The following is a 14,541-nucleotide window of genomic DNA, read 5'->3' as shown; positions in this document are numbered from 1 at the left end:
CTCATCGGGGGCAAGTCGAATCGTCGCACCGTCCCTCCCACATTTAGTTCGGTGTGGGTATCGGTTTGCGCATCAGCCTCCCCACCACCAGTGCTCCGAGCAATCCCAATAACCCTGCCACCCACAGCACCCCGCTGAACCCATCCACAAACGCCTGCCGCGCCAGCGGTTGCACCACCGCCCGTGCCGGCTCCGGCAACAAGCTCATTGCCGCCGGCATATCCCCGGCCACCACCCGTGAAGCAATCCCCGCCGCCTGCGCCTGCCATTGCGTGTCGATACGTGCGCGCAACACGTGCTCGCTGTGGCTGCTCAGCAGTGCGCCATACACGCCAATCGCCAACATGATCGCGCTGAACCGCATGGTGGTGCTCATGCCCGAGGCCATCCCCGCACGGTCCCGTGGCACGCAGGCCATGATGTTTTTTTGCGTATCACCATTGAGCAAACCGGCACCGGCACCGGTGACGGCAATCGCCAGGGCGAAGGGCAGGTAGCCGCCGATATTCACCGCCCAGGCACTCAGCAGGTTGCCGCAGCCCACCAGGGTCAACCCGGCCGCCATCATCGTTGCCGGTGCGAAGCGCCCCGCCAGCCGCGCGCCGATCCGGGGGCAGACCAGCATGGTCAGGGCGAACGGCAGCATGCCCAGGCCCGAGGCAATCGCGGAGAAACCCAGGCCGTTCTGCAGATAGAACGGCAGCAGCGTCATCATCACTTGGGCGCAGCCGGCGTAGGCAAACATCCCGAGCAAGGCGCCGATAAAACGCGGGTGGCGAAACAGTTGCAGGTCCACCATGGGCCGCTGCTGCACACGTTCGACCCCTACAAATACACCCAGCAACACCGCACCGCCGATCAGGCGTGCATAGGTCAGCGGGTTATCCCAGCCGATACGGTTGGCCTCGATCAGGCCCCAGATCAGGCACAACAGGCTCGCGCTGAAGGCCAGGCTGCCCCACGGGTCGAGGCGGGCGGATTGGCTATCGCGGGATTCCGGAATCGCGTGCAGCACCAGGCTCATCAGCGCCAGGCCCACGGGCAGGTTGAGGTAGAAAATCCAGCGCCAGCCCAGGTACTCGGTGATCAAGCCGCCCAGGGTCGGCGCGGCCGTCATCGCCACGCCCATGCAGGCGCCCCAGAACGCCCAGGCCTTGGCCCGCTCGACTTCATCGTGGAAGGTGTGGCCAATGGAGGCCAGGGCTGACGTGAGCAATAACGCTGCACCGACGCCCTTGACCGCGCGGGCGATATCCAGCCACAACGCACTCGGCGCCGCCCCGCAGCCAAGGGAGGCGAGGATAAAAATACTCAGGCCCCAGACCAGGGATTTCTTGCGTCCGAACCGATCGGCCAGGCTCCCGGCCGGCAGCAGCAAGGCGGCAAACGCCAGCATGTAGGCACTGACGACCCATTCGATATCGGCAAAGTTCGCCCCCAGGTCGCGAGCGATGCTCGGCAGGGTCACGGCGACGATATTGGTGTCGAGCACGATCAGCGAGCAGACACCGGACGCGGTGAGCAACGTCAGGCGTGGGCTGACCCGACTCATGGTTTGATTGCCTTACGGGCAATAGGGGAAATGCAGTTGGTGGGCATCGCAAGGGCGCTCCAGTGTTGAGGTGCTTCGAGCTTATCCCTCGCCGCTGCTGGTATTGTTAGCCACTGTGGAGCACTTCATTACCTTTGAGCTAATCCTGTTATGGATATCCGCCATTTTCGCTACTTCCTCGCCGTGGCCCGGCAGCGCAACTTCACCCGTGCCGCCGAGCAATTGGGCATTGCGCCGCCGACCCTGAGCCGACAGATCCAGGACATGGAAACCAGCCTGGGCACGCGCCTGTTTATCCGCCGGCAACGCGAAGTCAGCCTCACCGAAGCCGGCGCCGCCTTGCTGGTCGAAGCCGAAGCCACCGTGCGCCAGTTCGAATTCGCCCAGCACCATGCCCAGCGCGCCGGGCGTGGCGAGATCGGCCATATCGAATTGGGTTACGTCGCCTCGGCGCTGTACGCCGGGCTGTTGCAGCGGCAAATGCGTGCGTTCGGCCAGGCGTTTCCCGACGTCAGCGTGACGGTGCGCGAATGCGCCATGGCCACGTTGCCGAGTGCGGTGGCGGACGGGCGCTACGACATCGGCTACATCCGCTCGCCGATGACCTTGCCCGAGGGGGTGGAGGCGGTGCGCCTGGACGGCGAAGGTTTTGTCCTGGCGCTGCCCCAGGATTCCTGGCTGCTGGGGCTCGCAGCCATTGGCTGCGAACACCTGCAAAACGAGACATTTATCCTGCCGGAGCAAATCAGCGGCACCCTGCATGTCGCCGCGCAAGGCGGTTATGCCCCGCGCCTGGGGCCACAGCCCGGTGGGCTGGTCGCGGTGGTGGCGCTGGTGTCGATGGGGCAGGGCGTGGCGGTGGTGCCCGCATCAATGGTCGGGCATGTGCAGTTGCCGGGCGTGGTGTATCGCAGCATTCAGGGCTGCGACGCATCCTCGTGGCTGTCGCTGATTCACCGGCGCTTCGAGAAAGCGCCGGCGGTGGCGCGGTATATCCAGCAGGTCAAGCACTCAGGCGCGGCTGCACCGAATCCGCCAGGCGCGTAAGGATCAGGCAGCACGACACCGCCCCCGCATCCAGCACGCCCAGTGAGCGCTCGCCCAGGCGACTGGCGCGGCCGATCTTCGCCACCAGGTCCTTGGTGGAGTCGCGCCCCTGGGAGGCGGCGGTTTTCATTGCCTCCAGTGCATCGCTGAAGGACGCCCCCGAGGCGTGCGCGCGCTCGAAGGCTTCCACCGCCGGGATCAATGTGTCCATCAGGCACTTGTCGCCCACGCCCGCTTCGGTGATGTCCTGCAACGAGGTCAGGCCGCCGCGCAACAGGTGGGCGAAGGTGGCTGCGTCGATGTCGTCACGGCCGCGCACTTCGTCGGCCATGCCGATAAACAGGCTGCCATACAACGGCCCCATGGAGCCGCCGATGCCTTCCATCAGGCTCAGGGTCAGCTCATCCAGGGCTTCGGCGAGGGTCAGTTGGCGACCTTCGATCGTGCGCCCGCAATGGGCGAAGCCCTTGGCCATGTTGATGCCATGGTCGCCGTCGCCAATCGCGCCGTCGACTTCGCTGAGGTATTCACGGTTGGCCACGATCACGCTGACCAGGTCGGTGACGATGGCGCTGCCGTGGTGGCTGGAAAAATGCTGGCTCATGGTTCAGTCCGCCTGGGTCATGCCGATGGAGCGGCAGGGTTGGTCGATCAGGGTTTTCAGCTCCGCGTCGAGGCCGAGCAGGGTCAGGGTCACGCCCATCATTTCCAGGGAGGTGAAGTAGTTGCCGACGTAGCAGCGGTGAATCTTCAGGCCCTTGGCGTTGAGTTGGCGTTCCACCTCGGCGTAGAAAATATACAGCTCCATCACCGGCGTGGCGCCAAGACCGGAGACCAGCACCACCACGCTGTCATCCTGGCTGAAGTCGCGGTCGGCGAGGATCGGCGCGAGCATGCGCTCGGCCATGGCGGCGGCGGACTCAATGGGGATGACCTCAATGCCCGGTTCGCCGTGATGGCCGATGCCCAGTTCCATCTGGCCGTCGGGGATCTGGAAGTTGGGCTTGCCCACGGCGGCAATGGTGCAGGGCGTGAGGCCGATGCCGATCGAGCGGCAGTGGTCGACAGTTTTCTGCGCGACGCGAATCACGCCGTCGAGGTCGTAGTGCTGGGCGGCGGCGGCACCGCCGATCTTCCACATGAAGATTTCCCCGGCCACGCCGCGACGCTTGGCGATCTCGGCCTTGGGCGCGGAGGCCACGTCGTCGTTGGCGACCACGGTGCGGATGCGCATGTCTTTGCTGGCGGCCATTTTCATCGCCAGCTTCACGTTCATATTGTCGCCGGCATAGTTGCCGTACAGGCAGGCCACGCCGGCGCCATGGTCGGCGGCGCGGAAGGCGTCGAAAAAGCTCTTGGCGGTGGGCGAGGAGAAAATCTCACCGACGGCCACCGCGTCGACCAGGCCGGGGCCGACATAGCCGAGAAAGGCCGGCTCATGGCCGGAGCCGCCCCCCGTGACAATGCCGACACGCCCTGGCCCGGAAGGCCTGGCCTTGACGATCACCCGTGGGTTGCTTTCGTACTGGCGCAGTTCGGGGTGCGCGACCAGGATGCCGCGCAGCATGTCCTCGACCACTTGGTCCGGATCGTTGATGACTCGATTCATAACGCGGGTTCCTGTTTTTATGGGTTCACCGCTATCCAATTGTGGGGGGGGGGGGGCTTGCCCCCGATAGCGGTGTGACAGTTAGCTTATCTATTACTGAGCCACCGCAATCGGGGGCAAGCCCCCTCCCACATTTGGACCTGTGGGGTGCTTAGGGCTCTAGTACAACCTTGAGCGACTTGTCGCCACGTTCCATCACCGCAAACGCTTCCTTGAAGTCCGCCAGAGCGAACTTGTGGGTGACTACATCGCGCATATCGATCTTGCGGTTGCCGATAAAGTCGATGGCCCGCGGGTACATGTACGGCCCCAGGTGCGAGCCGAGGATGTCCAGCTCCTTGCGGTCGCCGATGATCGACCAGTCCACCGTGGCCTCGTCGTTGAATACGCTGAACTCCACGAAGCGCCCCAGCTTGCGCAGCATCGCCAGGCCCTGGTTCACCGCCTTGTGGTGCCCGGTGGCCTCGATATAGATGTCGCAGCCATAGCCGTCGGTGATCGCGCGGATGTTGGCCAGTACGTCCACTTCGGCCGGGTTCCACACTTCGTCGGCGCCCATGCGCAGGGCGAGGGCGGCGCGTTCGGGTTTCATGTCGAGCACGATGAGTTTTTTCGGGTTGCGCAGGCGCACGGCGCCGATGATGCCCAGGCCCAGGGTGCCGGCACCGGCCACCACCACGACGTCGTCATGGTCGACGTTGGCGCGTTCCGCCGCATGCAGTGAGCAGGCCAGGGGTTCGATCAGGATCGCTTCATCGGGGGCGATGGATTCCGGCACTTTGTGAATGATGCCTTCCTTGGTGAAGATCATGTACTGGGCCATGGCACCCTGCACATTGTTCTGGAAGCCATAGAGGTCGTGTTTCTGGCACATCCAGTACTGGCCGTGGTTGCAGAAGCGACAGCCCCAGCACGGCACGATCTGCTCCGAGATCACCCGGTCACCGACCTTCACGCCGCGCTTTTCCGCGCCCGGGCCCAGGGCCACCACGCGACACACGAACTCATGGCCGGGGATCATCGGCGGCTTGACGTAGCGCGGTTGCTCGGCATCGCCCCAGAACGACGGCGCGCCACGATAGGTCTTGATGTCGCCCATGCATATGCCGCACAACTCGACCTTGGTGAGGATCTCATCGGGGCCGGGCGTGGGCACGTCGACGGTTTCCAGGCGATAGTCTTCCGGGCCATGGCAAACCACGGCCTGCATGGTTTTCGGGATGACCGGCGAGAGTTGTTCGGGTGTGCGTTCGGTGACAGTGGACATGACAAAACCTCACGACAGATAAATGAATTACTGAATGCTGTAGCCGCCGTCGATCACCAGGTTGGCGCCGGTGATCATCTGCGCGGCATCGCTGAGCAGGTACAACGCCAGCCCGGCGATTTCCTCCGGCTGGGCAAAGCGGCCCGCCGGGATCTGCAATTTGGCCCGTTCGCCGACTTCACCGGCCCAGGCCTTCTTGCCCAGCGCGGTCTCGACGATGGTGGGGGAGATGGCGTTGACGTTGATATGCGGCGCCCATTCCATGGCCAGCACCTTGGTCATGCCGACGATGGCCGCCTTGCTGGCGCAGTAGGCGACGTGGCGGTCGAGGCCGATCACCGCGGCCTGGGACGCGAGGTTGACGATGCGCCCGCTGCCCTGGGCGAGCATGTGCCGCGCGCAGGCCTGGGCCACGAAAAAGCTGGCCTTGAGGTTGATGTCGAGGGTGGTGTCCCAGGCGCTTTCGCTGACATCGACGGCCTTGTCCAGCAGGGCCACCCCGGCGCTGTTGATCAGGTAGTCCAGGCGTTGGAAGTGTGCGAAGACCTGGTCGATGGTGTGTTGCACCTGGTTGATCCGGCTGAGGTCGACGGCAATGCCCAGATGCCCGGCACCCAGGCTTGCTGCCACTTCAGCCACCGCCGGGTCGCGGTCGAGCAACGCTACGCGGGCGCCGCGCTCCACCAGCAGGCTGGCGCAGGCCAGGCCGATACCGGCGGCACCGCCGGTGATCACCGCGCAACGGCCGTTGAGGTCGAAGGCTTGGTTCCAGAATCCAGACATGCATGACTCCTCTTTCAATAACCATCGAGGTCCAATGTGGGAGGGGGCAAGCTCTCTCCCACACTTGACTGTATTTCAAGCCAATGACTACTTACCGCCACTGACCTGTTTGTACAGCGCATCGGCGTTGGCGTTAGTCACGGGCACCCACGGCAGGATGTAGGTCTTGGCCGTGCCATCGCCCCATTTCACGTCCTTGGCATAGCGCTCCCAGATCACCGACTGCGGTTTGTAGTCCTTGCCGGCCAGTGCGCGTAACGCCACGTCCAGTGCGCCCTGGGACTGGGCCTGGGCGTCCTGGAGGAAGGTGGTGACTTCGTCTTTCTTCGCCGCCTGGATCGCGTCCGGCATGCCGTCGATGGACGTGACGGGCACATCCTTGGAGGTCAGGCCGTGGGATTTGAGGGCCTGTACGGCGCCGAGGGCCATGTCGTCGTTCTGCGCGATCACGCCGTTGATGCCTTTGGGGTGGGCGTTCAACCAGTCTTCAGTCAGCGCCAGCGCCTGGGCGCGGTCCCAGTTGGCGGTCTTTTTCTCGATGATCTTGATGCCAGGGTGCTTGCCCAGCACTTCCAGCTCGCCTTTCTCGCGGTCGATCTGCGCCGACTGGCCAATCGGGCCCTGGATGATCACCACGTTGCCCTTGCCGTTGAGCTTGTCGACCATGGCCTGGGCCTGCAGGCGGCCGCCTTCGACGTCATCGTTACCGACGTAGGGCACCGAGGCGTCGGCGACCTTGGTGTTGGAGGCGATAACCACCACGTCGTTGCTCATGGCTTGCTTGACCGTGCCGACGCCGGCCTTGGTGTCGATCGGCACGAACAGGATTGCGTCGTAGCGCTGGGTCACCATGTTTTCGATCTGGTTGTTCTGGGTCAGGGCGTCGTAGTTGCCGTCGAACACGGTCAACTGCACGGTGCCGTCCTTGACCGCCGGGTGTTCCTTGAGCTCGCGGACCCAGTTCTGCATGAACTGGCCCTTGAGGCCGTAGACGGCCGCGCCGACCTTGTAGGTCTTGCCATCGGCGGCCATTGCGATACTGCCGGCGAGCAGGGAGAGAGCCGCTGCGGCGGCCAGGGTGGTACCAAGTTTCATGGGGGGAACTCCGGTTATTGTTGTAGTGGTCGTTCTCTAGCGTTTTTTCTTGCGCCACACGTCGATCAGTACTGCAAACACGATGATCAGGCCCTTGGCGACCTGCTGGTAATAGGAGGACACGCCGAGCAGGTTCAGGCCGTTGTTGATCACGCCGATCAACAACGCGCCGAACAGCGTGCCGACAATGCTGCCGGTACCGCCCGACAGGCTGGTGCCGCCGATCACCACGGCGGCAATCGCGTCCAGCTCATAGGACACCCCGGCCTGGGGCAGGGCGGAGGTGGTGCGTGCCGACAGCACCACGCCGGCCAGCCCGGCGAGCAGGCCGGACACCACGTACACCGAAAACATCACCTTGCGTACGCCGATCCCGGAGGTGCGCGCGCTTTTTTCATTGCCGCCCACCGCGTACACGTAGCGGCCGTAGGTGGTGTAGCGCAGCACCATCCAGAAGATCAGCGCGACCACCGCAAAGATGATGATCGGCACGCCAATCGGGCCGATCTTGCCGATGCCCAGGGCCAGGTAGGCGTCGGGCAGGTCGGTGATCGGGCTGCCGTCGTTGAGGATGAAGGTCATGCCGCGGGCAATGCTGAGCATGCCGAGGGTGGCCACGAACGGTGGGATCGACAGGTTGGCGACCATAAAGCCGTTGACCACGCCGAGCATCGCCCCGGCAAACATCCCCGCGCTCACCGCCGCCAGCAGCCCGTAGCCCTGGGTCGCGACCATGGCGCTGCACAATCCGGCAAAGGCCAGGATCGAGCCGACGGAAAGGTCGATGCCCTTGGTCAGGATCACGTAGGTCATGCCCACCGCGAGGATGCCGTTGATGGAGGTCTGGCGCAGGATGTCCATCCAGTTGCGCCAGGTCATGAAGTACTCGCTGGAAAACGCCATCACCACGCACAGCAGGATAAACACCAGCGGCAGGCCGAAACGGTCGAGGGACAGGCGCAGGCGGTTGCGCGGTGCGGTGGTGATAGGGGCGGCAATGGTTTTGGCGTTCATGAGGCAAGACTCAACAGGGCTTCCTGGGAAAGGGCGGTGTCGGTGCTGATGGTCACCAGGCGGCCGCCCTTGAAGACGGCGATGCGGTCACTCAGGTGCAACAGTTCCGGGGCTTCCGACGACACCACGATGGCGGCGCCACCGGCGCGCACGAATTGATCCAGCAGGTGGTAGATCTCCTGCTTGGCGCCCTCATCGATACCCCGTGTCGGCTCATCGCACAGCAGGCACACCGGTTCGGTCGACAGGCATTTGGCGAGCACCACTTTCTGTTGGTTGCCGCCGCTCATGGACGCCACCGGCAGTTCCAGTGAGGTAGTTTTGATCTGCAGGCGCTTGACCATGTCCTGGGCCAGTTGGGTTTCCTTGCGTGCGTTGATCAGCGACCAGCTCGACAGGCGCTTGTAGGCCGACAGTGCAATGTTGGAAAGAATGCTGCCGGTCAGCACCAGGCCGCTGTCCTTGCGGTCTTCGGTGACCAGCGACATGCCAGCATTGATGGTCGCCTTGGGCAGGCCGACGGGCATGGGCCTGCCTTGCAGGGTGACGCTGCCGGAGTCCGCCACGGTCAGGCCATAGATGCAGTTGAGGAATTCACTGCGCCCCGAGCCCATCAGGCCGTAGATGCCGAGGATTTCACCCTGGCGCAGTTGCAGGCTGATGTCGTGGAACTCGCCGGCGCGGCTGAGGTTGTCGACTTGCAGGCAGGTGTCGGCGGCGCATTCGCGGCCGACCTTGTGGTCGATGCGGGTCAGTTCCTGGCCAACGATGCCGCGCACCAGGTGGTCGCGGTCGATATCGGCCATGCGTCCGCTTTCCACAAAGGCGCCGTCGCGGAAGATGCTGTAGTCATCGGCGATCTGCGCCAGTTCGCTTAAGCGGTGCGATACATAGACGATGCCGGCGCCCCGCGCGGTGAGGCGGCGAATCGCCTTGAACAGGGTTTCGGCTTCGCGCTCGCCAATGGCCGAGGTGGGCTCGTCCATGATCATCACCTGGCAGTCATGGCTGAACGCCTTGGCGATTTCCACCAGCTGGATCTGCGCCACGCTCAGGCGGTGCATGGGGCTGCTGGCGTCCACCTCGAATTCCAGGCTTTCCAGCAGTTCGCGGGTGAGGCGGTTCAAGGCCTTGTTGTCGACGATGCAGCCGGCGCGGCGCGGTTCGCGGCCCAGCCAGATGTTTTCGGCGACGGTCATGTAGGGGATCGGTTCCAGTTCCTGGGTGATCATCGCGATCCCCGCCGCGAGGGCTTCGCTGGGGCGATTGAACTGTACGGCGGTGCCGTTGAGCAGAATGCTGCCGGCATCACGCGGGGTGATACCCATCAGGATGCTCAGGAAAGTCGACTTGCCTGCGCCGTTGCCGCCGCACAGGGCGTGGACGCTGCCGGCCCGCAGAGAGAGGCGCCCGTCACGCAGGGCAGGGATCCCGGCGTAAGCCTTGGCGACGTGTTCAGCCTGGAGCAGTAATGGCGTGGCCATCGGCGTGTCCTCGTGCTGTGAATTCTTATTAGGTCGCACAGTCATGTTTCGCTGTGATCATATGTGTATCAAATGAAATTCTGATCAGTCAATCTCTTTCATGTAAATGCGGTGATTCTGATCTTTTTCGCCAATTACCCTTTTTTAGAGCGCTTTGACTGGCAGGTCAGTTAAATCCCGCTTGACATAAGAGGGGTAACGCCTGCGAAATGAATGATAGAAATTTCATTGAGTGATCAATTGATCAATCGTAAGTACCCTCACGGCAGCGGAGCCAGACACCATGAACACACCTTTCCCGGTGGCTATCGGATGCGATGAAGCGGGTTTTGAGCTCAAGGAGCTGTTAAAGCGCCATATCGAGGCGCTGGGCTATCCGGTGACCGACTTCGGCACCCATTCCACCGCGCCGGTGTTGTACCCGGACATCGCCCTGGCCGTGGCCACCGCCATCAACGCCGGGCAGCAGCGCCTGGGCGTGCTGGTGTGCGGCACGGGGATCGGCATGGCGATCTCGGCCAACAAGGTGCTTGGAATTCGTGCGGCCCAGGCCCATGACACGTACTCGGCAGAGCGGGCGCGCAAGAGCAACGATGCGCAGATCCTCTCTATCGGCGCGCGGGTGATCGGCGCCGAACTGGCGAAAAGCGTCGTCAAGTCGTTCCTAGAGTCGGAGTTCGAGGCGGCCCGTTCCGGGGCCAAGGTCGAGCGCATCAATGCGATTGAGCGCGATGGGCATCAATAGTGGACGTAGCAGGGCAAGAGTCGGGAGAATGCGCCTTTGACGCCGAAACGGAAGCCCGTCCCCATGAGTGACAGTACCCAGCGCATGGCCAGCGATATTGATCAGATGACCGAAGTGGCGATGCTCTATTACCTCGAGAACGTCACTCAGGAAGCCATCGCCAAGCGCTTCGACCTGTCCCGGGCTAAAGTCAGCCGATTGCTCAAACGTGCGCGGGATGAAGGCATTGTCGAGGTGCGCGTCTTGCAGCATCCGGCGATGAACAACGAGCTGGAACAGGCCTTGGTGGCGCGCTTCAAGCTGGATCGCGCGTTGATCGCGGTGGACCACCGCGACCCCGATACCCAGCGCTCGGCCGTCGCCAGCCTGGTGGCCAACTACCTGAACAAGACCTTGAGCGACGGCATGATCGTCGCCGTCGGCATGGGCCGCAACGTCGGCGCCGTGGCCGATAACGTGTTCCTGCCGGTGACGCGCAACTGCACATTTGTCTGCGCCATTGGCGGTTCGCTCAAGGCCGGCGAATACATGAACCCCGATCACATCTGCCGGCGCCTGGCCCTGCGCTTTGGCGGCGAGAGTGAAAGCCTGTACGCCCCGGCCTTGGTGGCCAACCCGGAGTTGCGCGGGGTGTTGATCAACAATGACACGGTGCGCTCGACCCTCGACCGTGCGCGGCGGGCTGACATGGCGCTGATCGGCATCGGCGACATGAGCGAGAACAGCAACATGGTCCGTATGGGCTGGTTCTCGCCCCAGGAGATCGCCCAGGCACGCCTGTCCGGTACCGTGGGCGACATGATGGGCTATGACTTCATCGACATCCACGGCCAGCCGGCAGTCAACGCGATCCAGGGGCGAGTGATCGGGTTGACGGTGCAGGAGTTGTTCCGCATCCCGGACGTGGTGGCGATTGCCAGTGAGAACACCAAGGCGGCGGCGACGTTGGGGGCGTTGCGGTCGGGGGTGATCAATACCCTGGCGACGACGGTGACGAATGCCCACACCATCCTGGCGCTGGACGATGCAACCCGTAAAACCTGACACGCCCTCATCTGGGCATGGGTATCTACACAACGTTGGCTCAACGCCGGACGCCCGGCAGACAGGGCTGTTGTGGTGAACGGGCTTGCCCCGCGCTGGGCTGCGAAGCAGCCCCAAAACCAGCCTCTACAGAGCGCCTGATACACCGCGTTCTTCTTTACTGGGGCTGCTTCGCAGCCCAGCGCGGGGCAAGCCCGCTCACCACAGAGATTGGGCAGGATCTGAAAATACCCACGCTCATCGGGGGCAAGCCCCTTCCCACATGATTTTGTGTGGGGTTCGAAGACAGGTTTTGTAATAGTTTTGCGTTGTAGGGAATTTGTATTTCGCCTGTAGGATTCAAGTCCTTTTGTTATTTCAGGACCTGCATGAACATCCTCTCGGAGCCTCCCAGTCGTCTTTCCCCAAGACATCCGCTGCCGCTGTTCCCGCTGAAACACCTCGTATTCCGACTGCCAGCCTTGTCCCGGTCCACTGACCGCGCCTTGCCGTGCCCGGCATTCTGAAACCTGTAGAGAGACTGATATAAATGGAATGGTTAGCGGATCCAACGGCTTGGCTCGGCCTGTTGACCTTGATTGTGCTGGAACTGGTGCTGGGCATCGATAACCTGGTGTTTATTGCGATCCTGGCGGACAAACTGCCGCCGGAGCAGCGCGACCGTGCGCGCTTGATCGGTTTGTCCCTGGCGTTGCTGATGCGCCTGGGCCTGCTGGCGAGTATTTCCTGGTTGGTGACCCTGACCCAGCCGCTGTTCGAGGTGTTCGACAAGAGCTTCTCCGGCCGTGACCTTATCATGCTGTTCGGCGGTGTGTTCCTGTTGTTCAAGGCCACCATGGAATTGCATGAACGCCTGGAAGGCCATGTGGCCCAGCGCACCGGCAACGTGGCATACGCCATGTTCTGGCCGATTGTGGCGCAGATCGTGGTGCTCGACGCGGTGTTCTCCCTGGATGCGGTGATCACGGCCGTGGGCATGGTGGATGAGTTGGCGGTGATGATGATCGCCGTGATCATTTCCATCGGCCTGATGATCGTCGCGAGCAAGCCGCTCACACGCTTCGTCAACGCCCACCCGACGGTGATCATGCTGTGCCTGGGCTTCCTGATGATGATCGGTTTCGCCCTGACCGCCGAAGGCCTGGGTTTCCATATTCCCAAGGGCTACCTGTACGCGGCGATTGGTTTCTCGATCCTGATCGAGGTGTTCAATCAGATTGCCCGGGCGCGTCGCAAGAAGTCGGCCCAGGGCGTGTTGCCGGTGCGTGAACGTACGGCCCATGCGGTGATGCGCTTGCTCGGCGGTCGCAGCCTGGCGGTGGAGGAAGTGGGTGAAGAGGTGGCTGACCTGTTGGGCGAGACGGATGCCGCCCAGGGGCCGCTGTTCGACCGACGCGAGCGGGTGATGATCAGCGGTGTGCTGCAACTGGCCGAGCGGCCGATTCGCAGCTTGATGACGCCGCGGGCCAACGTCGACTTTATCGACCTGGCGGACGACCCCGACACGATTCGCCTGAAGCTGATGCATTCGTCCTATTCGCGCCTGCCGTTGATCCGCAATGGCGCGGTGGATGAGCCGTTGGGCTTCGTGCACAAGAAGGAACTGCTCAAGGAATACCTGGCCGGCAACGAGCCGAACCTGGAGCACCTCGCACGCCGGGCGATCAACCTGCTGGAGAGCTTTTCGATCCTCAACGCCCTGGAACAGATGCGCCAGGAATCCACCCATATCGCCTTCGTGATCAACGAATTCGGTGACTTCATGGGCGTACTGAGCATGACCGACATTCTTGAATCCATTGCCGGTGAGTTGCCGGATGCCAGTGAGATCGAAGGACCGGATATTGTCGAGGAGGGCGCGGGTTTTCGTGCCAATGGCGCCCTGAATCTCACCCAGATTCGTCAGCGTACCGGCTTCAAGGCCGTCGCGACCGAGGATTATCAGACCCTGGCCGGTCTGGTCATGAGCCTGCTCGACCGCCTGCCGGTGGTGGGCGATGACCTGGAGCATGAGGGCTGGCGCCTGACGGTGGCTGCGGTGGAGGAGCGGCGGGTGACACAGGTGCTGCTGCATCCTGGAGAAGCGCATAGCGCTTGAATAGCGCTTCTACCCGCTGTGGTTGTTGATCCTCGGGGCCGAAACCCTTGAGTTTCTCGACCAGGTTGCCGTTGAGGTAGATCAACAGCGTTGGGGTGCCCGTGACCTCCGGGTGCCTTGGCGTCTGGGCGCAATCCAGTACCCGGCTCGTCACAGCGGGGTATTTGCCCGCTATCCGTTCAAACAAGGGTGCCGAGCCTGCACAGGCAGCGCAATGCTGCGAGACAAATAGTAGGAACACCGGGCGTGATGTGCTCAGCAGGCGTTGATACTCCTCGGCGTTGGCGATGGTTGCGGTGGCATACCCCATGACAATGTTCCTCCTGGACGCTGCGGCTTTTTGCCAACGCTAGGCCGGAGGATCACCTTCGTCTACTGTCAACCTTCACAGGTCTGCCTCACGCTCCACACGTTCCCGGGCCTTGCGCGCCTGGTTCGCGCATTTGCGGTATTCCTCATTGTCCCGGGAGGCCTTGGCCCGGCGGTAGTCGTGGTGGTTCTGGCTGGTGTAGTTGGTGTCGAAGGCTTCCTTGAGCCTGCGCAGTTCTTCCTTGCAGTCGCGGCGGTCGTTGCTGGCCGACGCGTTGCCGGCTGCCAGCAAGGTGAGCACCAGCAGGGTAAGACATGACTTCATCAGGGCAGGGTCCTTGTCGGCAGGGATGTGCCAAGGCTAGTCCAGCGTGGGAATTTTTCCACGCTGCACGCGCACTGCAACGGTGCGCGGTAACGCTGTTGCAGTGCGTCCGCCGGGACCTGTCACCGCCTTATGGGGCCCTGGGTAGCAAAGTGATTGCAGGTGCTGG

13 protein-coding genes and 1 pseudogene are annotated in these 14,541 nt (G+C 62.9%); 4 read left to right on the top strand and 10 right to left on the bottom strand.

Translation table 11 applies throughout. The annotated features are described in order from the left end of the window. Nucleotides 1-43: 43 nt before the first annotated feature. Entirely contained in the window at nucleotides 44-1,552 is a 1,509-nt protein-coding gene (locus AC07OP_RS20970) for an MFS transporter (protein WP_495102370.1), read from the bottom strand. Between the two features lie 150 nt (nucleotides 1,553-1,702). Here AC07OP_RS20970 and AC07OP_RS20965 point away from each other — a divergent pair, with 150 nt between their 5' ends. Beyond that, nucleotides 1,703-2,599 carry a LysR substrate-binding domain-containing protein gene (locus tag AC07OP_RS20965; RefSeq protein WP_027608644.1) on the top strand — a complete coding sequence of 299 codons (897 nt, stop codon included), beginning with the start codon at nucleotides 1,703-1,705 and terminating at the stop codon, nucleotides 2,597-2,599. Here the strand turns inward: AC07OP_RS20965 and dhaL are convergent. From dhaL to AC07OP_RS20930, 7 genes are all read right to left on the bottom strand, one after another. Beyond that, nucleotides 2,556-3,203 (bottom strand): dihydroxyacetone kinase subunit DhaL, encoded by a 648-nt coding sequence (gene dhaL / locus AC07OP_RS20960; RefSeq protein ID WP_065927173.1) that lies wholly within the window; start codon nucleotides 3,201-3,203, stop codon nucleotides 2,556-2,558. The two genes, AC07OP_RS20965 and dhaL, sit on opposite strands and share 44 nt — an antisense overlap. A 3-nt stretch (nucleotides 3,204-3,206) precedes the next feature. Next, a complete protein-coding gene (locus tag AC07OP_RS20955) occupies nucleotides 3,207-4,208 on the bottom strand; it encodes a dihydroxyacetone kinase subunit DhaK (RefSeq protein ID WP_065941967.1) in 1,002 nt (333 codons plus the stop codon). A 151-nt stretch (nucleotides 4,209-4,359) separates the two neighbouring features. After that, complete coding sequence (locus AC07OP_RS20950; RefSeq protein WP_027608641.1) at nucleotides 4,360-5,475, bottom strand: MDR/zinc-dependent alcohol dehydrogenase-like family protein; 1,116 nt, start codon at nucleotides 5,473-5,475, stop codon at nucleotides 4,360-4,362. 27 nt (nucleotides 5,476-5,502) lie between these two features. Then, complete coding sequence (locus AC07OP_RS20945; protein WP_495102369.1) at nucleotides 5,503-6,258, bottom strand: SDR family oxidoreductase; 756 nt, start codon at nucleotides 6,256-6,258, stop codon at nucleotides 5,503-5,505. Between the two features lie 87 nt (nucleotides 6,259-6,345). Next, on the bottom strand, nucleotides 6,346-7,353 hold the full coding sequence (locus AC07OP_RS20940; protein WP_027608639.1) for a substrate-binding domain-containing protein: 1,008 nt from the start codon (nucleotides 7,351-7,353) through the stop codon (nucleotides 6,346-6,348). 36 nt (nucleotides 7,354-7,389) lie between these two features. Beyond that, nucleotides 7,390-8,367: an ABC transporter permease gene (locus tag AC07OP_RS20935; RefSeq protein ID WP_027608638.1), complete on the bottom strand. Its 978-nt coding sequence runs from the start codon at nucleotides 8,365-8,367 to the stop codon at nucleotides 7,390-7,392. Then, nucleotides 8,364-9,851, bottom strand: coding sequence for a sugar ABC transporter ATP-binding protein (locus AC07OP_RS20930; protein ID WP_495102368.1), 1,488 nt, complete (start codon nucleotides 9,849-9,851; stop codon nucleotides 8,364-8,366). The genes AC07OP_RS20935 and AC07OP_RS20930 overlap by 4 nt, the downstream gene beginning before the upstream one ends. A 283-nt stretch (nucleotides 9,852-10,134) precedes the next feature. Between AC07OP_RS20930 and rpiB the strand changes: the two genes are divergently transcribed. The 3 genes from rpiB to AC07OP_RS20915 all read left to right on the top strand — a co-directional run bounded on the left by rpiB (nucleotide 10,135) and on the right by AC07OP_RS20915 (nucleotide 13,738). Next, on the top strand, nucleotides 10,135-10,596 hold the full coding sequence (gene rpiB, locus AC07OP_RS20925; protein ID WP_200434645.1) for a ribose 5-phosphate isomerase B: 462 nt from the start codon (nucleotides 10,135-10,137) through the stop codon (nucleotides 10,594-10,596). Nucleotides 10,597-10,659: 63 nt separating this feature from the next. Further along, nucleotides 10,660-11,640: a sugar-binding transcriptional regulator gene (locus AC07OP_RS20920; protein ID WP_495102367.1), complete on the top strand. Its 981-nt coding sequence runs from the start codon at nucleotides 10,660-10,662 to the stop codon at nucleotides 11,638-11,640. Nucleotides 11,641-12,169: 529 nt separating this feature from the next. Beyond that, nucleotides 12,170-13,738, top strand: coding sequence for a TerC family protein (locus tag AC07OP_RS20915; protein ID WP_115488215.1), 1,569 nt, complete (start codon nucleotides 12,170-12,172; stop codon nucleotides 13,736-13,738). A gap of 40 nt (nucleotides 13,739-13,778) precedes the next feature. Here AC07OP_RS20915 and AC07OP_RS20910 read toward each other — a convergent pair. Further along, nucleotides 13,779-14,048, bottom strand: a pseudogene (locus tag AC07OP_RS20910) (thioredoxin family protein); the annotation flags it as partial. Between the two features lie 75 nt (nucleotides 14,049-14,123). Further along, a complete protein-coding gene (locus AC07OP_RS20905; protein WP_495102366.1) occupies nucleotides 14,124-14,372 on the bottom strand; it encodes a hypothetical protein in 249 nt (82 codons plus the stop codon). Nucleotides 14,373-14,541 lie beyond the last annotated feature (169 nt).

Source organism: Pseudomonas sp. GW821-FHT09D08 (assembly GCF_059416305.1).
The sequence above is the reverse complement of the archived record's forward strand: the minus strand, read 5'-3'. Positions and strand labels throughout refer to the sequence as shown.